At 67.3% G+C, this 19,802-nt stretch carries 10 protein-coding genes; 7 read left to right on the top strand and 3 right to left on the bottom strand.

What is annotated here, in order from left to right; translation table 11 throughout:
* Positions 1–51 precede the first annotated feature (51 nt).
* Together glyA and Pma05_RS17725 are read right to left on the bottom strand one after the other, a co-directional pair.
* Positions 52–1,320 carry a serine hydroxymethyltransferase gene (gene glyA, locus Pma05_RS17730; RefSeq protein WP_203858511.1) on the bottom strand — a complete coding sequence of 423 codons (1,269 nt, stop codon included), beginning with the start codon at positions 1,318–1,320 and terminating at the stop codon, positions 52–54.
* Positions 1,321–1,441: 121 nt separating this feature from the next.
* The gene (locus Pma05_RS17725; RefSeq protein ID WP_239312530.1) at positions 1,442–2,461 is read right to left on the bottom strand and encodes a LacI family DNA-binding transcriptional regulator; all 1,020 of its coding nucleotides are present in this window, start codon (positions 2,459–2,461) and stop codon (positions 1,442–1,444) included.
* 396 nt (positions 2,462–2,857) lie between these two features.
* Here Pma05_RS17725 and Pma05_RS17720 point away from each other — a divergent pair, with 396 nt between their 5' ends.
* The 7 genes from Pma05_RS17720 (at position 2,858) to Pma05_RS17690 (ending at position 19,010) form a co-directional block, all read left to right on the top strand.
* Positions 2,858–5,329 (top strand): glycoside hydrolase family 2 protein, encoded by a 2,472-nt coding sequence (locus Pma05_RS17720; protein ID WP_203858723.1) that lies wholly within the window; start codon positions 2,858–2,860, stop codon positions 5,327–5,329.
* 571 nt (positions 5,330–5,900) lie between these two features.
* Positions 5,901–6,956: a hypothetical protein gene (locus Pma05_RS17715; protein WP_203858509.1), complete on the top strand. Its 1,056-nt coding sequence runs from the start codon at positions 5,901–5,903 to the stop codon at positions 6,954–6,956.
* 49 nt (positions 6,957–7,005) lie between these two features.
* Complete coding sequence (locus Pma05_RS17710) at positions 7,006–8,154, top strand: serine/threonine-protein kinase (protein ID WP_307836860.1); 1,149 nt, start codon at positions 7,006–7,008, stop codon at positions 8,152–8,154.
* 67 nt (positions 8,155–8,221) lie between these two features.
* The gene (locus Pma05_RS17705) at positions 8,222–11,038 is read left to right on the top strand and encodes a helicase-related protein (protein ID WP_203858508.1); all 2,817 of its coding nucleotides are present in this window, start codon (positions 8,222–8,224) and stop codon (positions 11,036–11,038) included.
* A complete protein-coding gene (locus Pma05_RS17700; protein WP_203858507.1) occupies positions 11,035–15,978 on the top strand; it encodes a DNA methyltransferase family protein in 4,944 nt (1,647 codons plus the stop codon). Before Pma05_RS17705 ends, Pma05_RS17700 begins: the two co-directional genes overlap by 4 nt.
* Before the next feature lie 85 nt (positions 15,979–16,063).
* On the top strand, positions 16,064–17,296 hold the full coding sequence (locus tag Pma05_RS17695) for a TIGR02391 family protein (protein ID WP_203858506.1): 1,233 nt from the start codon (positions 16,064–16,066) through the stop codon (positions 17,294–17,296).
* 478 nt (positions 17,297–17,774) lie between these two features.
* Positions 17,775–19,010 carry an IS110 family RNA-guided transposase gene (locus Pma05_RS17690; RefSeq protein WP_203858505.1) on the top strand — a complete coding sequence of 412 codons (1,236 nt, stop codon included), beginning with the start codon at positions 17,775–17,777 and terminating at the stop codon, positions 19,008–19,010.
* A gap of 568 nt (positions 19,011–19,578) precedes the next feature.
* Here the strand turns inward: Pma05_RS17690 and Pma05_RS17685 are convergent.
* Positions 19,579–19,797 carry a GntR family transcriptional regulator gene (locus Pma05_RS17685; RefSeq protein ID WP_203858504.1) on the bottom strand — a complete coding sequence of 73 codons (219 nt, stop codon included), beginning with the start codon at positions 19,795–19,797 and terminating at the stop codon, positions 19,579–19,581.
* Positions 19,798–19,802 lie beyond the last annotated feature (5 nt).

Genomic DNA, 19,802 nt, shown 5'->3' with positions numbered 1-19,802 from the left:
CCGACCCGGCGGGCGGACCGAGTGGGTCAGTCGGCGGGCCGACCGAGTGGGTCAGTCGGCCGCGTAGCCCGGCATCGGGTACGCCGCCAGCAGGTCCCGGACCTCGCCGGCGATCCGGTCGAGGGTGGCCTCGTCGTCCTTGACCGCCGCGCTGACCGCCTCGTCCATCCAGGCCGCGACCTGCGGCATCTGCTCCTCGGTCAGGCCCCGGGTGGTCAGCGCCGGGGTGCCGAGCCGGATGCCGGAGGGGTCGAACGGCTTGCGCGGGTCGTACGGCACGGTGTTGTAGTTCAGCTCGATGCCGGCCCGGTCCAGCGCCTGGGCGGCCGGCTTGCCGGCGATGCCCTTGCCGGTCAGGTCGGCGAGGATCAGGTGGTTGTCCGTACCGCCGGAGGAGAGCGTGAAGCCCCGCTCGGTCAGTGCCGCCGCCAGCGCCTTGGCGTTGGCGACGACCTGGTGGGCGTACCGGCGGAAGTCCTCGGTGCCGGCCTCCCGCAGCGCGACGGCGATGCCGGCGGTGGTGTGGTTGTGCGGGCCGCCCTGTAGGCCGGGGAAGACGGCCTTGTCGATCACGCTGGCGTGCTCGGCGGTGGTCATGATCATGGCGCCACGCGGACCCCGGAGCGTCTTGTGCGTGGTGGTGGTGATCACGTCGGCGTGCCCGACCGGCGACGGGTGGGCACCGCCGGCGACCAGCCCGGCGATGTGCGCGATGTCGGCGACCAGCACGGCGCCGACCTCCCGGGCGATCTCGGCGAAGCCGGCGAAGTCGATGGTGCGCGGCACGGCGGTACCGCCGCAGAAGATCAGCTTGGGGCGTTCCCGGCGGGCCAGGTCGCGTACCTCGTCGAGGTCGATCCGGCCCGTTTCCGCCGAGACGCCGTAGCGGACCGGGTTGAACCACTTTCCGGTGGCCGAGACCGACCAGCCGTGCGTGAGGTGGCCACCCATCGGCAGCGCCATCCCGAGCACCGTGTCGCCGGGGGAGAGGAATGCCAGGTAGACCGCGAGGTTGGCCGGGGAGCCGGAGTATGGCTGCACGTTGGCGTGCGCGACCCCGAAGAGTTCCCGGGCCCGGGTCACCGCGAGCGTCTCGATCGGGTCGACGAACTGCTGGCCCTCGTAGTAGCGGCGGCCGGGGTAGCCCTCGGAGTATTTGTTGGTCAGCACCGTGCCGCTGGCTTCGAGGACGGCGGTCGAGACGTAGTTCTCGGAGGCGATCATCCGCAGCTTGTCGTGCTGCCGAGTCGCCTCGGACTCGATCAGCGTCGCCAACTCCGGGTCGGTGGCGGTCAGGCTGGGAATCGGTGGTACGTGCACGGTGGTCGTCCTCCTGGCTGGTCCACGCCTCGCCGCCGATGTTATCGGTTACCGGACCGGCCAGCTCAGCCGCCGCCGCCCACCCGGCCGGGTCAGGGGTCGCCGGGTCAGGTCTGTCGGGTCAGGTCTGTCGGGGCGGTGCGGTGCTGCCGCGCGGGATGAGGTGCGCGGTCTCGTCCTGGAAGTCGCCGAGCGGCTCCCCGGCGATGGCAGCGAGGAGCCGGCCGGCGGCGTGCGCCCCGTACGCCGGGATGTCCCGGTGCAGCGCGGTCAGCGACGGGTGCACGAGTTGGCAGAGCGGCGAGTCGTCCCAGGCGACGATGGAGACGTCGGAGGGCACGGTCAGCCCCATCTCCTGGGCCACCGAGAGCCCGGCGATCGCCATCACGTCGTTGTCGTACACGATCGCGGTCGGCCGGTCGGCGGAGCTGAGCAGGCGCCGGGTGGCCCGGGCACCCTCCTCGCCGCTGTAGTCGGACGAGACGGTGACCGTACGGTCGAGGCCGAGCCGGCGGCAGACGGTGCCGAACGCCTCGGTGCGGATCTCGGTGTGCAGCAGTCCGGGCAGGCCGCCGACCCGGGCGATCTGGCGGTGGCCGAGCGCGACCAGGTATTCGAGTACCTCGGTCAGGGCCACCGACTCGTCGGACCAGACGTACTCCGGCCCGCCGCCGTCGCCCGGCCCGCCGATCACCACCGCCGGCAGGCGCAGTTCCGCCAGCACCGGCACCCGGCGGTCGTCGACCCGCAGGTCGCAGACGAGTACGCCGTCCACCCGCCGCTCGCCCCACCAGCGCCGGTAGACCGCGATCTCGGCCTCCGGGCTGGCCACCACCTGGAGGGTCAGCGCGTACGACCGGGCGGAGAGTTCCGCCTCGACGCCGCTGATCAGCTCCATGAAGAACGGCTCGATGCCGAGGATCCGGGCGGGTCGGCAGAGCGCCAGTCCGACCGCGTTGGCGGTGGCTCCGGAGAGTGCCCGGGCGGCGCTGTTCGGGTTGAAGCCGATCTCCTGGGCGATGGCGAGAATGCGTTGCCGGGTGGCGTCCGAGACGCCGGGCTGTCCGTTCAGGGCGTAGGAGACGGCGCCCTTGGAGACCCCGGCCCGCCGGGCCACATCCGCGATCGTCGGCCGCTTCACCCGGCGCTCCTTCGTCTGCGACGACCCGAGCCCGGGTGGGCCGGTCGGGTCACCTGCCGCCGCATCCCTGGCCACGTGCGCCGCACATGCTGTGGAGGTGCTGCCGCACGCCGGGAAAGCTCGCGCAAGCCACGGGAGTGAACTTTTCCGGTTAAGCATAGCGGGACCAACTCGGCCATCGAATGTCGGCCATTCGTGGCCGAATTTGGGACCGTTGACAGGGCGGAGGGGCACCCGTACGGTGACTTTACTTATCCGGTTCAGTCGACATCCCTCGATGTCTTGAGGGTGCCTCCCGGTGCGGCGACGGCACCCTCCAGCAGGGAAGGCGCGCCGAGGTCGTGGCCGGTCGCGCCCCGGTGAAGGTCGGCCGCGACCGAGGAAGTTGAGGTGCCCGTGACGTCCTGGCAGAGCCTGCACGACGGTTGGTCGCTGACCGCGATCGGCAACCCGGAGGTCCCGGCGGCGGTCGGGTCCGGCCCGGTCCCGGCCACCGTGCCCGGCTGCGTGCACACCGACCTGCTCGCCGCCGGACTGATCCCGGATCCCTACCTCGACGAGCACGAACTCACGCTGGGCTGGATCGGCCGCACCGACTGGTGTTACCAGACCACCTTCCGGTGGGACGGCGGCGCGGACGGTGACCGGGTCGAACTGGTCTGCGCCGGCCTCGACACGGTCGCCACGGTCACCCTCAACGACGTCGAACTCGGCCGCACCGCCAACATGCACCGGAGCTACGCCTTCGACGTCGGCGAGGTGCTGCGGGTCGGCGACAACGTGCTGCGGGTGCGGTTCGACTCGGCGTACCGGTATGCCGAGGCGGAGCAGCGGCGGCTCGGCGCGCGGCCGAAGGCGTACCCGACGCCGTTCAACTTCATCCGCAAGATGGCCTGCAACTTCGGCTGGGACTGGGGACCGGAGCTGGTCACCGCCGGAATCTGGCAGGAGATCGGGCTACGCACCTGGCGGACCGCGCGGCTGGCCGAGGTCCGCCCGCAGGTCACCGTCGCCGACACCGAGGGCCGGGTCGGGGTACGCGTCGAGGTCGACCGTGCCGACGACGGCGACGGCGCCGCGCCGCTCACCGTCCGGGCCACCGTGGCCGGCGAGGTCGCCGAGACGGTGCTCGCGCCCGGGCAGCGCGTCGCCGAGCTGACCGTCACCGTCGCCGACCCCGAACTGTGGTGGCCCCGGGGGTACGGCGCCCAGCCGCGCTACCCGCTCGCCGTCACCCTGCACACCCGGGACCGGGAACTCGACACCTGGCAGCGGAAGATCGGCTTCCGCTCGGTACGCCTTTCCACCGCCGCCGACGCGCACGGCTCGGCGTTCACCGTCGTCGTCAACGACCTGCCGGTCTTCGCCCGGGGCGTGAACTGGATCCCGGACGACTGCTTCCCGCACCGGGTGACCCGACAGCGCTACGCCGAACGCCTCCGGCAGGCCAGCGACGCGAACGTCAACTTCCTGCGCATCTGGGGCGGCGGTCGGTACGAGTCCGAGGACTTCTACGACCTCGCCGACGAACTGGGCCTGCTCGTCGGGCAGGACTTCCTCTTCTCCTGCGCCGCCTACCCGGAGGAGGAGCCGTTCCGCACCGAGGTCCGGGCCGAGGCGGCCGAGCAGGTCGTCCGACTGGCCAGCCATCCGAGCCTGGTGCTCTGGTTCGGCAACAACGAGAACATCTGGGGCTGGCACGACTGGGGCTGGCAGCAGGAGCTGGCCGACCGCACCTGGGGCGCCGGCTACTACTTCGAGCTGCTGCCGAGCCTGCTGGCCGAGCTGGACCCGAGCCGGCCGTACTGGCCGGGCAGCCCGTGGTCGGGACGGCCGGAGATCCACCCGAACGACCCGGCGCACGGCAGCATGCACATCTGGACGGTCTGGAACCAGCTCGACTACTCGCACTACCGGGACTACCTGCCCCGGTTCGTCGCCGAGTTCGGCTGGCAGGGCCCGGCCAGCCACGCCACGCTGCGCCGGGCGATCTCGGACCGGCGACAACTGGCTGAGGACTCGCCCGCGATGGCACACCGGCAGAAGGCCCGGGACGGGCGGCTCAAGCTGGCCCGGGGACTGGACGCGCACCTGCCGGCACCCCGCGACTTCGACGACTGGCACTACCTGACCCAGCTCAACCAGGCCCGGGCGGTCAGCGTCGGGGTGGAGCACCTGCGGTCGTACCGGCCGGTCTGCATGGGCAGCGTCGTCTGGCAGCTCAACGACTGCTGGCCGGTCACCTCCTGGGCCGCCGTCGACGGTGACGGCCGCCGCAAACCCCTCTGGTACGCGCTGCGCCGCGCGTACGCCGACAAGCTGCTCACCATCCAGCCGAGGCAGGGCGGGCTGGCCCTGGTCGCGGTCAACGACGGCGGCGCACCGTGGACCGGGCGGGTGGACGTGACCCGGCTGACCCTGGCCGGCGAGCCGAGGGGCAAGACGTCGGTCGAGCTGTCGGTGCCGCCGTACTCGGAAATCACCTGGCCGCTGCCGGCGGACCTCGCCACCTCGGACGACCCGCGCGCCGAACTGCTGGTCGCCGATCCCGGCGGGGACGGCGAGCGGAGCTTCTGGTTCTTCGCCGAGGACCGCGAACTGGCCTACCCGCCGGCCGGATACGACGCCACGGTCGAGTCGTCGCCGGACGGCGTACGGGTCCGGGTGACCGCCCGGACGATCCTGCGCGACCTGGTGCTCGCCCCGGATCGGCTCGATCCGGCGGCGGAGGTCGACGAGGCGCTGGTCACGCTGCTACCGGGGGAGTCGACCACGTTCACCGTACGGTCCACGGCCGCGCTGGACCCGGCGGCGCTCACCACCCGCCCGGTACTCCGCTGCGTCAACGACATGGTTCGACGGCACTGATCCGCAGCACTGGTCCGACGCACCGTCTCGCAGCACTGATTCGCCGCACCGGCTCATCGCTCTGATCCGCACCCTGTTTCCGGACACCGCTCCCGGAAGGATCACCACCGCCATGAAGCACCACGTCCCCCTGCTGCTAGCGCTGGCCGGGCTGATGCTCGCGGCCTCGCCAGCACCCGTCTCTGCCGCGCCGGCCGGCCCCGCACAGCCCGCCGGCTTCACCGTGCTGCGGCACCCACCGAGATGTCGTGTGACTCGGCGGCGCTGGCCGACGTACGCGGAATCCTGATCTTCGTCAGCCCGGGCACCCACGACCTGGACTACCTGCGCGCCGAGTGACCGCTTCCGGTTGACGACGTACGGCGGGCCCCTGCCGATCCGGCGGGGCCCGCACCGATTCATGATCGATCGCGTCGAGTTACCCTATAGATACTTAGGGTCGTCGATAGGGGTCGACGTGGCGCCCGATCAGACTCAATCGCTCGGTTCTCCACTCCGGACTATCGAAGGGCTCGACCGCACGCTGCTGGCGCAGTGCGGAATCGCCGACGTCGACGACGTCAGAAGGATCGTGAACCACCCCGGAACGGGTCTTGTCGTCACCGCCAACCAAGGCAACCTACCCGGCGTCTACCGCTGGGCGTGTTACCTGGTGGAGAAGGGCTACGACCGCCCGCTCCTTCTCGACGCGAACCGGTACGGCGGGAACGGTCGACTGCCTGCCACCACACCATTCGACTCGGACTGGTTGGGGCGGCAGCGGGACCTGGGACTGCCGGTGCTCACCGACTCGGGCTACGTGGGACTGGGCGACCTCGACGGGCTCGTCGCGATCCTGCGCCGGACGGCGATGATCGACGACGCGATCGCACTGCTGCCGCTGCACCTGTCCTGGCTCAGAGTGCCGAGTGCCCGAGACGCCCTGCTGCGGCACGTACGCGCCTTCGCCGTACCAATCGCGATCGTCGTCGAACACCAAGCCGACCCGTTCGGCGTACGGGGTGTCGTCGACGGTCTGATCGAACTGTTGAACTGCGAGGTACCGCTGCTCCTGCTGCGCTGCGATATCTCCGCGCTGGGCGCGCTCTGTTGCGGCGCGGTCGCGGCGGCGGTCGGTACCCGCGCCGCCCTGCGCCACCTCTATCCCATGGTCCCGCCGTCGTCGCGCGGCGGTTGGCCCCGCCCGGCGCCGTCCGTGGTCGTGTCCGGTTGCCTTTCCTACAAGCGGCTCGGCACGGTGGCGCGCACGAAGCGACAGCACCCGGACACCAACCTGTGGGGGTGTGGGTGCTCGACCTGCGAGGGCAGGGACCTGGACTGGATACTGCACCGTCCCGAATGGATGCGGGAGCGGCTGGCCTTCCAGCACTCACTCGACGCCCTCGTCGAGTTGCGGGAGCAGCTCATCGGGCCCGATCCCCGGCGGGACCAGTTGACCTGGCGGGCCCGGTGCGCCAATGCCGCGTACTGGCGTCGGGAGGTGGGCTGGGACACGCTACCCGCACTCGACCACTGGCAACAGGCGATCGGGCTACCCCCATCGGATGATCCGTCGCCTCCGCCACGCCGTCCAGGTTGGAGCATTCCGCCGCAACGGAGGAGTGATCGGACGACATCGCCAGAGTGATCGCCGGTAATGTGTTGAGTGCCATCGTTATGGGGAGGCGATCCGGCGCGTGACTGTGCCACCCACCTTGCAGCAGCTCGGCGACTATCGGCTCATCCGTCCACTTGGGTCAGGAGGAATGGGAGACGTCTACTTCGGTGTGTCGCCGACGGCGGACCGGGTCGCAGTCAAAGTCATCCGACGGCACCTACTTGCTGATTCGACGGTGCGGCAGCGGTTTGCGGCCGAGGTGGAGAGTCTGCAACTCGTCTGGGGTTCCCGGGTCGCGCGCCTGGAGGCTGCCGACCCGATCGGCGATCCCGCCTGGTTGGCGGTCGAGTACGTGCCCGGCTCGACCCTGATGGAATACGTCGAGCAGCGCGACCCACTGCCGCTACCACTGGTGGCGATGATCGGGGCAATGCTCGCCGACGGTCTGGACCGGGTGCACCAAGCCGGCCTGCTGCACCGTGACCTGAAGCCGCAGAACATCATCCTCGGCCGGGACGGGCCGGTGCTGATCGACTTCGGCCTGGCGGTGCTCACCGAACGAGACGACTACCTGACCGACCCGGGCGCCGTGGTCGGGACTCCGCACTACATGTCCCCTGAGCGGGTCAAGGGCGAGCGGGACCAGGGCGCCGGCTCGGACATCTACGGACTCGCCGCGACACTGGTCTTCGCGCTCACCGGGCAGAAGCTCTACTCCGCGGCCGGTGGGCTGCCCGGACTGCTGCTCCAGATCGTCGACCCGGACGTGCTACCGAACCTCTCCGGCGTGCCGGGCGAGGTGGCCCCGTTGCTCGGCGCGATGCTCGCACACGATCCGACTGCCCGGCCCAGCCTGCCGGTGGTACGCACCCGGCTGCTCGCGATCGCGACCTCCGGCGGCGTACCCGTGATCGAGATGCGGCGCCGGGTGGGCGAGCTGACCTTCGACGGCAGCACCGAGATCATGGTGCCACCGGAGTTCGCCGACCCGATTCAGAACCCGGAGGAGGACGTTGCCGCAGGCGGTGGCGGTAGCGACGACGGTGCCAGCGACGACGACATCGGCAGACCTGCGAACGACGGGCCGAATACCGGGGTCGACCCCGATCCGCCCCGGCGGCTGCCGACGACGCTTGTGGATCCCGAGCCGTCGGACAGACCACGGGCCGAGGTGGGCTGGCTGACCGACCGGCTGCGCCAGCAGTACGCCCGACGCGGCACCCTCTGACCGCACCGCTACGGCTTGGATCTCCTAGACAACAGAAGACCCCTCCTGCGAAGGACGCCCCCACTCCATGACGCCTCCGCCCGCTCCCTCCGCTATCCAGCAGTTCGCACCCGGCTCGCGCATCCTGGTCCGGGACGAGGAATGGCTGGTCCGGAACGCCAGACCGGTCCGGGACGGCGAGATGATGGTCAAAGCCGTCGGAGTCTCCGAGTTCGTCCAGGACGTCGAGGCGACGTTCTTCACCGAGCTGGACGAAATCCGGGCGATGGTGCCGGAGGAGACCAAACTGGTCCCGGACACCTCGGCACGGTTCCGGCGCAGCCGACTGTTTCTGGAGGCGGTGCTCCGGCGTACCCCGTTGCCGCAGTCGGAGCGCGGCCTGGCGCTGGCCGACCGGTTCCTGCTCGACCCGTTGACCTACCAGCAGCGGCCGGCGGAGTCGGCGCTGGCCGGGCTGCGGCCGCGGATCCTGCTGGCCGATGTTGTCGGGCTCGGCAAGACCCTGGAGATCGGGCTGATCCTGGCCGAGCTGATCCGGCGCGGTCGGGGCGACCGGATTCTGGTGGTCTCGCCGCAGCAGGTGCTGGAGCAGTTCCAGCGCGAGCTGTGGACCCGGTTCGCCATCCCGCTGGTCCGGCTGGACTCGACCGGGATCCAGCGGATCCAGCAGGAGATCCCGGCCGGGCGGAACCCGTTCACCTACTTCAAGCGGGCGATCATCTCGGTCGACACCCTCAAGGACGCCGGGCAGTTCGGTCACCATCTCGATGCGATCGAGTGGGACGCGGTGGTGATCGACGAGTCGCACAATCTGATCAACAAGGGGACTCAGCGCAACGAACTGGCCCGGCGGCTCGCCGCCCGGACCGATGCGCTGCTGCTGGCCAGCGCCACCCCGCACAACGGTGACAAGCGGTCGTTCGCCGAGCTGATCTCGCTGCTCGACCCCACCGCGATCACCGACCCCGACGACTACTCGGCGGAGGACATCGCCCACCTCTACCTGCGCCGGACGAAGATCAGTCCGGAGGTACGGGACCAGATCGGCAACCGCTGGGCCGATCGTGGGCCGTCCCGGGCACTGCACTGCCCCGCCAGTGACGCCGAGGAGCAGATCTTCGCCGAGTTGACCGAGGTGTGGTTGGCCGGCGAGTGGACCGACGGGCCGATCCGGGGACAGGAGCGGCTGTTCCCGTACACCTTGTTGAAGTCCTTCCTCTCCTCGCACGTCGCGCTGGCGGCGACGGTCCGGAGCCGGTCGGCGAAGGCGGTGGGCAGGGAACGGGCGGCGCTGGACCGGCTCGCGGAGCTGACGGCGGCGATGACCGACGACGACTCCAGCAAGCTGGCCAAGCTGGTCGAGGTGCTGCGCGATGAGATCGGCGTCGGGCCGGGCCGCCCGGTCCGGGCGGTGGTCTTCTCCGAGCGGGTACCGACGCTCAAGTGGCTGGCCGAGGTGGTGCCGCGCCGGCTCGGCCTGAAACCCTCGGCGGTACGCGTCCTGCACGGCGGGCTGACCGACGCCGAGGAGCAGCAGGTGTTGCAGGAGTTCGAGCTGGCCGGCAGCGACGTGCGGCTGCTCTTCACCGGCGATGTGGCCTCCGAGGGGGTGAACCTGCACCAGCAGTGCCACCACCTGGTGCACTACGACATCCCGTGGAGCCTGATCCGGATCGAGCAGCGCAACGGCCGGATCGACCGGTACGGCCAGCGGCACGAGCCGCAGTTCCGGGCGCTGATCCTCACCTCGAACGTGCCGGACGCCAAGGACGACCGGACGGTGGCGGAGAAGCTGCTCGATCGCGAGGAGGCGGCCCACCGCAGTCTCGGCAGTGTGGAGGCGATGACCGGCCTCTACGACGCCCGGCTGGAGGAGGACCGGCTGGTCCGCGACCTGCTGGAGGGCAAGACGGTCGACGAGTCGTACGCCGCCGGTTTCGAGGTCGACGTGCTCGCCGACCTGATGGCGTCGGTGGGCGAGGCGCCGGTCGGTGCGGAGCCGAAACGGGTGCAGGTGCCGAAGCTCTTCGCCGCGACCAGCGACTTCGTCGACACCGCGCTGGCCGAGCTCTACGACGACCGGCCCGACGACCGGATCGGGCTGCGCCGGGAGGACGAGCTGATGTCGTTCCTCGCCCCGGCCGACCTGGTGCAGCGGCTCGGCGACCTGCCCCGGTCCTATCTGCGGGCGCACGCCGAGGGGGAGGAGCTGCGGTTGAAGGTGACCTTCGACCGGCGCCTCGCACAGCGGAAACTGGACGAGGCCCGGGAGTCGACGAAACCGACCTGGCCGGAGATCGCCTTCCTCAGCGACGTACATCCGATGCTGGAGTGGCTGGTCGACAAGGTGCTGTCCCGGCTGGGTCGGCAGCAGGCGCTGGTGCTGATGGCAGCCGTACCGGAACCGGTTTTTCTGGTCCAGGGCGTCTACTGCAACCGGCTCGGCCAGCCGACGGTGGTGGAGTGGATGGCGGTCTCCGGGCTGCCGGACGCGCCCCGGGTGGGCCCGATGCTCGACGCGCTGGCCGACGCGAAGGTCGGGCCGCAGATGGCGAACCCGGGCCGGCGGGTTCCGCTCGACCGTCTCGAAGCGCTGGTCCCGGCCGCCGTCCAGGCGGCCCGGGTCGACCTGGCCGCCCGGCGGGCCGAATGGGACGCCGAGATCGCCGCGCCGCTGCGCGAGCACCGCCGCAAGCTGGAGCGGTTCGCGCAGGCCAGCCTCTTCGGCGAGCTGGCGCCGGCCCAGCGGGAGCGCCGCCGGCAGCGGGTGTCCCGGACCGTACGGGAGCAGACCGACCTGGTCACCCGGTTGGAAACCGCTGGCGAGCCGCTGCTGCGGCTGCTCGCCGTCCTCGTCGACGACGCCTCGGAGGGTGTGGCATGAGTTTCGAGTCGCTGACCAACCGGGGTGAATATCTTTCCGCGCACTACCTGGCCGAGGTGCTGCCGACCACCCTCAAGGGTGGCCTCGTCAAGCGCTGGTCGGAGGAGGAGCGCGGCGGCCGGGTGACGCCGAGGGCCGGGCTGCGCGGCTTCCGGCGCGACTACTTCGACCGGAAGATCGAGCTGGCCGACCCGGAGCTGTTCGACCCGGAACGGCTGCAAAAGCTGCACTTCGAGCTGTTGAAGGTGCTCGGCTTCGGCGACCCGCAACGGCAGACGATCACGGTCGAGCGGGCCGGGCAGGAGCAGGAGATCCCGGTCGCGCACGCCGAACTGGGCGGCGCCGGGCACGGCATCGTCGCGCTGGACTGCGGCTGGGCCGTCGACACCGACGCCGCCCAGGATCCGACCGAGGCGGGCCGGCTGCTCGACCCAATCGAGCTGGCCGGCGGGGAGCGCATCGAGACCGGCGCCAAGCTCGCCTCCTGGCTCTTCGCCACCGAGGACCCGCCGAGGTACGTGCTCATCATGAGCGGCGGGGTGATCACCCTCGCCGACCGGAGCGTCTGGGGCGAGGGCCGCTATCTGGCGGTCAGCCTCGACGTGGCGTACGGCCGGAATGACGAACGGGAGCTGGACGTCGTCGCGGCGCTCTTCGGCGCGGACTCGCTGCGCCCGCCCGCCGAGGGCGGCAGCGAGCCGCTGGCCGACCTGGTGGCCGGCTCCCGACAGCACGCGGTCGGGGTCAGCGGCGAGCTGCGGGAAGGGCTGCGTACCTCGGTCGAGCTGATCGCCAACGAGGTGCTGGACCGGATCCGCCTGGCCGGCTACCGTCCCGAGCAGGTCGCCGACCTGGACGAGCTGGCCCGCGACCTGAGCCGGGAGGCGCTGCGCTACCTCTACCGCATCCTCTTCCTGCTCTACGCCGAGGCCCGCCCCGAGCTGGGCGTGCTGCCGGTCAACGATCCCGAGTACGTCTCCGGCTACAGCCTGGCCCGGCTCGGTGACCTGATCTCGCGGCGGCTGCCGCCCTCGGCCGAGGAGGGCTTCCACCTCTACGAGTCGCTGGACCTGCTCTGCCGGATGGTCAACGAGGGCCACCGGCCGCGTGGGGCGGGCGAGGAGGTCGGCGAGCAGACGAGTGAGGACGTGGGGCTGCGGTTCGAGCCGATGCGGTCCGACCTGTTCCTGCCGGAGGCGATCCGGCTGATCGGCCGGCAGATCCCGCAGCCGGGCAGCGACGAGGACGACCCCGACGACCCCGACGACCCGGACGACCCTCACGGGCCGAAGCTGGACACCCGGCTGCGCAACCGCACCCTCTACGAGGTGCTGCGTCGGCTGATGATCACCAAGGGCGGCAAGCGGAAGCGTGGCGGCTTCATCTCGTACGCCCAGTTGGGGATCAACCAGCTCGGCGCGGTCTACGAGGGGCTGATGTCGTACACCGGATTCGTCGCCACCGAGCGGCTCTATGAGGTGGCGAAGCACGGCGACCCGAAGGACGGCTCGTGGATGATCCCCGAGTCGAAGGTGGACGACTACGACGACGAAGTCTTCGTCTTGAAGGAGAACCCGGTCACCGGGGCGAAGAGCCGGATCCCGTACGAGCCGGGTTCGTTCGTCTACCGGCTCGCCGGGCGGGACCGGCAGACCAGCGCCTCCTACTACACCCCGCAGTCGTTGACCGAGGTCACCGTCCAGCTCGCGCTGAAATACCGGATCGAGGAAGCTGGCGATGGGCTGCGCGCCCGGGACCTGCTGGACTGGACGATCTGCGAGCCGGCGCTCGGCTCCGGCGCCTTCCTGAACGAGGCGATCAACCAGGTGGCCGCCGAATACCTGCGGCGGCGCCAGGAGGAGCTGGGGACCGCTCTCGAACCGGAGGCCTATCACCTGGAGTTGCAGCGGGTGAAGGCGTACATCGCGCTGCACAACTGCTATGGCGTCGACCTGAACCGGACCGCGGTCGAGCTGGCCGATGTGTCGCTCTGGCTGAACGTGATGCATGTTGGGTTGCAGGCGCCGTGGTTCGGGCTGCACCTCAAGCGGGGCAACTCGCTGATCGGTGGTGGGCGGCGGCTCTACCGGCCGGAACAGCTTGCCGACAAGTCGTGGCTGAACACGGCACCGGAGGACCGGCCGTTCCGGGACGGGAACATCGAGCCGGGCACCATCCACCACTTCCTGCTCCCGGCCGACGGGTGGGGCGCGGTCGCGGGGGAGAAGGAGGCCCGCGAGCTGGCGCCGGCCGAGACCGAAAAGCTCAAGAAATGGCGTACGGCGATGAAGCGCGTGCCGTCGGCCAAGGGGACGAGGAAACAGCCGTCGCAGGTGGCTCGGTTGCAGGCGCTGGCTGGGCGGGTCGAGTTCCTGTGGAAGCTGGTGGGGCGTCGGCTGGAGATCTCGGAGCGGGAGATCCGTCGGGATATCCCGGTGTGGGAGGTGGAGCCGGAGCGGCCGTTGCCGGCGGCCGACGGGGCGGTGGCCAGGGAGAAGATCCTGGCCGACCTGACGGCGGCCGGTACGCCGTACTGGCGGTTGAAGACCGTGATGGACGCCTGGTGCGCGCTGTGGTTCTGGCCGCTGGACGCCGCTGAACTGCTGGACGGGTCGGCCGAGGTGTATCCGGCCGAGCCGGTCGAGGTCACGCACGTCCGGGAGGTGCCGGCGTACGACGATCCGGCCGTCTACGAGAAGGTCTCGCTCTGGGACGAGGTCGAGCCGCAGCAGTTGAAGATGCCGGTCCGGCAGACCGGGACCCGGAAGGTGAGCTTCGCCGAGCAGTTGCGTCGACCGGTGCCGCTGGCGAACCTGGACGGCTGGCTCATCTTCGCCGAAGCCCTGCTCGGTCGCGCCGACATCCCGGAAGACTCGCTGGTCTCGCAGCTCACCTCGCTGAGTGAGTTGAGCGAGTACGAGGGTCGGCTTGAGGGGCTGATGGGGATGGAGAATCCCTTCCGGTTGGAAGAACGCTTCCCCTGGCTGCACACCGCGACCCGGATCGCCGAGGAACAGGGCTTCTTCCACTGGGAACTGACCTTCGCGCAGGCGTTCGGCAGAGGCGGCTTCGACCTCCAGGTCGGCAATCCACCTTGGGTACGGCCGAGGTGGATGGAGGACGTGGTGCTCGCGGAACATGATCCTTGGTTTAGACTGGCAGAAAAGCCGCCAATAGAACTGTGGCGGCAACGCAAGTTGCTACTGCTCCGAGAGCCTCTTGTGCGATTGCATTTCTTTGCGGAGTTGACAGCGAATTCTGGTGTCCTTTCCTTCTTCGGAAGTATGAGTGAATTTCCATTGCTGGTTGGCACGCAACCCGATATCTATCGCGCTTTTATGTGTCGGGTCTGGTCGCATCTTCGTGCGCCTGGAACAGCGGGGTTGCTCCACCCTGATACTCACCTTGTTGGTCCCAGGGAGCAAAATCTAAGAGCTGCCACTTATGGTTACCTGCGGCTTCACGCTCAATTCTGCAACTATAAGAACCTGTTCCGTGAGATAAACCCGCACACTGAATTTGGGGTGCACGTTTACGGTTCATCTGGACCAACTAATTTCCTTCATCTAGCCCAAGTTTATGACCCTACGGTTCTGATTGCTTCGCTTTCTCATGATGGATCAGGAGAAGTTCCGGGACAGAAGTATAAGGGCAAGTGGGACGTCAGACCGCACCGAACTCGGGTAATCAATGTAAATGCCAATCTCCTTGCTGATTGGGGGCGATTGAGGGGTGATTCGGAAGGCCCGGTGGAGTACACGCAACTACTGTACCCAATCACGACAAATGAGCAAAGCGCTATCCAAGCGCTGGCATCTCAGCCTCGCCGTATCGGTTACTATCGTCCAAGGATAAGTAGCGGGTACCACGAAACTGTTGCTCGGCTTGAGGGCTCTATTCGTTACAAGGTGGGACGTGTTCAATCTCTAAGTGAGGCGATACTGCAAGGAACACATTTCGGTATCGCTACTCCCTTTGCGAAAGAGCCGAATGAACCCTTCCGCAACAACAAGGATTGGTCGTCTTGGGATATTATTGCTTTGAGCTCAAATGCAGTTCCGCGAACGACCTACGTGATGACCGGCGAGGAGACGATTGCCCAGGCTGGTCGGGATGCCGAAGGTGATCATCGATATGAGGAGAGATATCGCCTCTTTTGGAGACGGATGATCGATACGAAAAGCGCAGAAAGGTCTCTCTTTGCTGCCCTGATCCCTCCTGGCCCTACTCACGTTCACGCCGTACACTCGATGGCGCTCCGTGACAATCTTGAAACAGCACTTGCTGCCGGATTCTGGGCCGCCTTGCCACTTGATTATCTACTTCGAATAACGGGACGAGCGGACCTTACTCCCAGTGCCGTAAGGGAAATGCCCGCCGCCGATATCGATCACCCTTTGGTGCAGGCTCTATTGCTTCGTATTCTTCGACTTAATTGCATGACGGACGCCTTCAGTGACCTTTGGTCAGAGCTTTTCAAGGAGGCGTGGCTCGACGAATGCTGGGCGACAAGGTGGCCCGGGCTCGCTGGGCTAAGTGATATTGGTCCTACTTGGAAAAGGTCGACCCCGCTTCGGAGTGAGCGGGGACGTCGAGCAGCTTTGGTTGAAATCGATGCACTAGTGGCGGTTTGGTTTGGGATGGACGCTGAGGCGCTGATAGCGGTTCTACGATCCCGCTATCCGATTCTGACTGATCGTGAGGATCGGATGTGGTTTGATTCCTCAGGTAGAAGAATCTCCGCCGACTCCTACGGCTTCGGGTTCGGGCAGACGAAGGAACACTATCAGCAGTTAGTGGCGTACCTAGAGGATCCAGAGCAGAATCCGGTGCCGGAGGGATACACGGCGCCGTTCTACAAGGCGGACCGGGAGAGTGAGTATCGCCAAGCGCACGCGGAGTTCAGCCGACGACTCGCCGAACATGCGGACAGGGCATGAGACTCGTGCTTGGTCGTGCAGTCGGGCAGACGTCATCATGCTGGCTCACTAGAGAACGACAGGTTGAGTAGAGGAGCAACGAGCCGTGAGCAAGCTGTCGTTGCCAGACAAGACCTTCCTGGAGGCTGTGCTGGGCATGAGTGGTGGACACGTCCTCGATCTCACAAACACATCTTTGGCGCAGCTATTCGACGACCTCGCCGTCGACATCTACGATGATAAGTACGCCGAGTACGGAGTGTCGAAGGCAAACAGGTTGAGGACGCTGTGGAGAATTGGCTCAGATTACGAGGTCGCGGCAGCGCTCGGTACCTTTGCGGACTACATCGAAGCAAAGCAGGCTGCTCCGGGCTTTTCAGGCTTCCGCGAGGAAATCACGGACGACCAGATCGCCAGGATCCGAAGGATCGCGGTGGAGCTCGATGGTGCACCGTCTGCCGGTATGGGGCAGACAACGGCGGCCGACAACGTAGCTGATCCCACCCGCGCAATCTACACCACCGAAGCGACGGTTTCAAAGAACAAGATTCAGATCGAGATCCACGGGGAAATTTACGACCACATCGGGCAGTACTTGGTGACCGGGGATTACTTCCATGCCGTCGAGGAGTCCTACAAGTTGGTGCGCGGGAAGCTTCGCGAGATCACGGGCAAAGAGAAGGCCTCGGACGTCTTCAACAATAGCGCCCAGAACACCGCACATTATGAAGCTCTGTTCGGTAAGGCGACACCTGCCAACGACGCCGAAGCGGACTTCTTCAGAGGTATCGGGTACCTACACTTGGGTGTCCAGCATCTCAGAAATGAGAAGGCCCACACGCCGGCAACATCTCTCGAACCCAACCTTGCCGTGCACTACATCTCGCTGGCGAGCCTCGCCTACGACCTAATCACGCGATACGTCAGCAAAGAAACGATCAGGGAGCTTGAAGACCTGGTTCTCGCCAAGCGACAGAGCTACCCAACCGCAGGTGCCTTTTACCGTGACTTCGAGGATGGCAAGTGGCTGCGAAACCTGACGCTCCCTGCCAAACTTCAGTCCTCGGCGGTGCGCAAGGTGCTCAAGACGAAGTGGCTGGACGAGGCTGACTTTACCCGGAGTTACGACCACAGCAACATCGTGCTGATGCGGCTTGAGCTCGTGGCCGACGAGCTCATTGGAGCCGACCTTGACCGCTTGCTGGATTTACCGACAAAAGACTCGTACGGCAACGACCAGTCGGCAGGTATGCGGCAGTTCTTAACGTTTCTTCGGAGAAAGTATCCGGACACGATTTCGCAGAAGGCGAAGGACTGGCTCGCGAAGGAGCAGCCCTGACGAGTGCCGTCCGAGCTTGAACGGATAGGTCTCCGAGTCAAAATTCGGCCCCTGCTCTGCTTGTGCTCTATGACTTACGGTGAAGTCTCAACGTTAGAGCGCGCTGATCGGAGCAGCGACGCCTGAATAAGACGGCCTTATCGCCGTCCCAGTACGACAATCCGCTCCGAAGCGCGGCTGCCGACGCCACGGCCATGGAGTAGCGACCTTCGCGCTTGGACGCTGCGGGCGCCCTTCTCATCTAATAGGTTCTGTCAGCCTGCTGGTGCAGGATGGCTCCGGTAGCGGCTGGTGGGTCAGCACTCTTCTCATCTGACCCTTGCGAGGTCTTGCGGCAGACCGTGCGCCCGCTGGTCGTGAGGAGACGTGACAGCTGATGGGATGACGTGCCCCGGCTCGTGGCGGTGAGCACTTGACTATTAGATCGCTGGTGTCTCCTCCGCGCTGCTGACCGCTAATGTCCACAGGGGAGCCGAGGATGATCTGGGTAGGAGATGACTGGGCCGAGGACCATCACGACATCGAGATCCTGGGCGAGGACGGCCGGCGGCTGGCCAAGGCGAGGCTGCCGGAGGGTCTGGAAGGCATGCAGCGGCTTCACACGCTGATCGCCGAGCACATGCCGGCCGGGTGGGCGGACCTCGACCCGGGCGAGGCTGCCGGCAGGGTGTGGTTCGGGATCGAGACCGATCGCGGCACGTGGGTACAGGCGCTGCTCGCGGCGGGATACCGGGTCTATGCGATCAACCCGATGTCAGTTGCCCGCTACCGTGAACGCCATTCGACGTCCGGAGCGAAGTCCGACGCCGGTGACGCGCACGTCCTGGCGGAGATCGTGCGGCTGGATCACGCTCATCACCGGCGAGCCGCCGCTGACAGTCCGGCTGCGGAGGCGGTGAAGCTGATCGCCCGCGCGCACCAGAGCCTGATCTGGGACCGGACCCGTCAGGTGCTGCGGCTGCGGTCCGCGCTGCGGGAGTTCTTCCCGGCCGCGCTGGACGCGTTCGACGATCTGACCTCCGGTGAGGCCCTGGAACTGCTGGATAAGGCACCTGACCCGGTCAAAGCCGCGCGGCTGACCCGCACCGCGATCATCGCGGCGCTGCGCCGGGCCGGACGACGGGACCTTGAGGGCAGAGCGGCCGCGATCGGGCAGGCTCTACGCACTGACCAGTTGCGTCAGCCCGGCCCGGTCCAGAACGCCTACGCGGCGATCGTCTCCACCCAGGTCCAACTGATCAACATCCTCAACATTGAGATCGCGGAGTTGGGTGAGGTGATGGCCGAACATTTTGGCCGGCACCGGGACGCGCACCGCTACCTCAGCCTGCCCGGTCTCGGTCCCGTCCTCAGCGCCCGCCTGCTCGGTGAGTTCGGCGACGCTCGCGACCGCTACACGGACGCTCGAGCTCGCCGCAACTACGCCGGGACCTCACCGATCACCCGCGCGTCCGGAAGCCGCCGGGTCGTCCTCGCCCGCTATGCCCGCAACCGTCGCCTCGGCGACGCCGTCCACCAATGGGCATTCTGTGCCATGCGCGCCTCACCCGGAGCCCGCGCCTACTACCAGCAACTACGCGACCGCGGCACCGGCCACCAAGCCGCCCTCCGCCAACTGTCCAACAGACTCGTCGGCATCCTCCACGGTTGCCTCAAGACCGCCACCAACTACGACGAGACCACCGCATGGCCCGAAACCCAACCCACCACTTGACAACAAACATCATGGGATGTCTGCCGCGATCTGCGGGTAACCGTAAACTTGTATATCGTGAGCCAGTCATAATCACGTTGAGTAACTGGTTGGCGACGGGATCATCGTTTTATGGGCCAGTTGTGCCGACCTGGCTGATCGGCTACTTCTATCGCAATCGAACGTACCTTTCCTGGCCGGCAAGTTGCTGCTCCGACAGATCTTCGTTTGCGATGAGTTTGAACAGGCTTTGGGCATTCGCTGCTGACACGGCTCGTGATCTCCCTGCTGGCCGTGCCAGCCCTGAATCACGCTTTGCTGCCGTACGTGCTGCCTGTGGCTGGGGCAGTGGGCCGGCGTGGCCTTAATTCGGGGGAGCGCGCCGGTGATTCGTACCGGGGCCGCCCGTCCACATGTAGTGGTCGAGAGATGGTGAGACCGTCTGCGAGTTGCTGGTATCCGGCTGCGGACGTGAACCAGTGCGGAACGGATCACGCTAGCATTACGCCAACGTGGTCGGTGGACCACTGTTCGAAGAAGTCGAGGCCGGCGGCACTGCTGCCGCTTTTCGGCACCGTTGCGCTGCTGACTACTTGCGTTCGGCCACGAATACGCCGACGCCCTCAAGCGTCTCGGTTAGTCCGGTCGCCCGAAGGATCATCATGGCCTTGCCGACCACGGTGTCCGAGACGCCGTACTCCTTGCAGAGCTGTGACCGGCTGGGCAGCTTCGTGCCCGGCGGCCACTCTCCTGACTCGATCTTCTGACGTAGCTCGTCTGCGAGCACCTGGTACTGCTGCTTGGGCATACACA

Source organism: Plantactinospora mayteni, assembly GCF_016862935.1.
In the GTDB taxonomy this organism is placed as follows: domain Bacteria; phylum Actinomycetota; class Actinomycetes; order Mycobacteriales; family Micromonosporaceae; genus Plantactinospora; species Plantactinospora mayteni.
This window is presented reverse-complemented; position numbering and strand designations above follow the sequence as displayed.

What these genes read in the sequence shown, in the direction of transcription:
- Pma05_RS17705 (WP_203858508.1), top strand. Translation starts at nt 8,222, where the DNA reads ATGACGCCTCCGCCCGCTCCCTCCGCTATCCAGCAGTTCGCACCCGGC.
- Pma05_RS17690 (WP_203858505.1), top strand. Translation starts at nt 17,775, where the DNA reads ATGATCTGGGTAGGAGATGACTGGGCCGAGGACCATCACGACATCGAG.
- Pma05_RS17700 (WP_203858507.1), top strand. Translation starts at nt 11,035, where the DNA reads ATGAGTTTCGAGTCGCTGACCAACCGGGGTGAATATCTTTCCGCGCAC.
- Pma05_RS17685 (WP_203858504.1), bottom strand. Translation starts at nt 19,797, where the DNA reads ATGCCCAAGCAGCAGTACCAGGTGCTCGCAGACGAGCTACGTCAGAAG.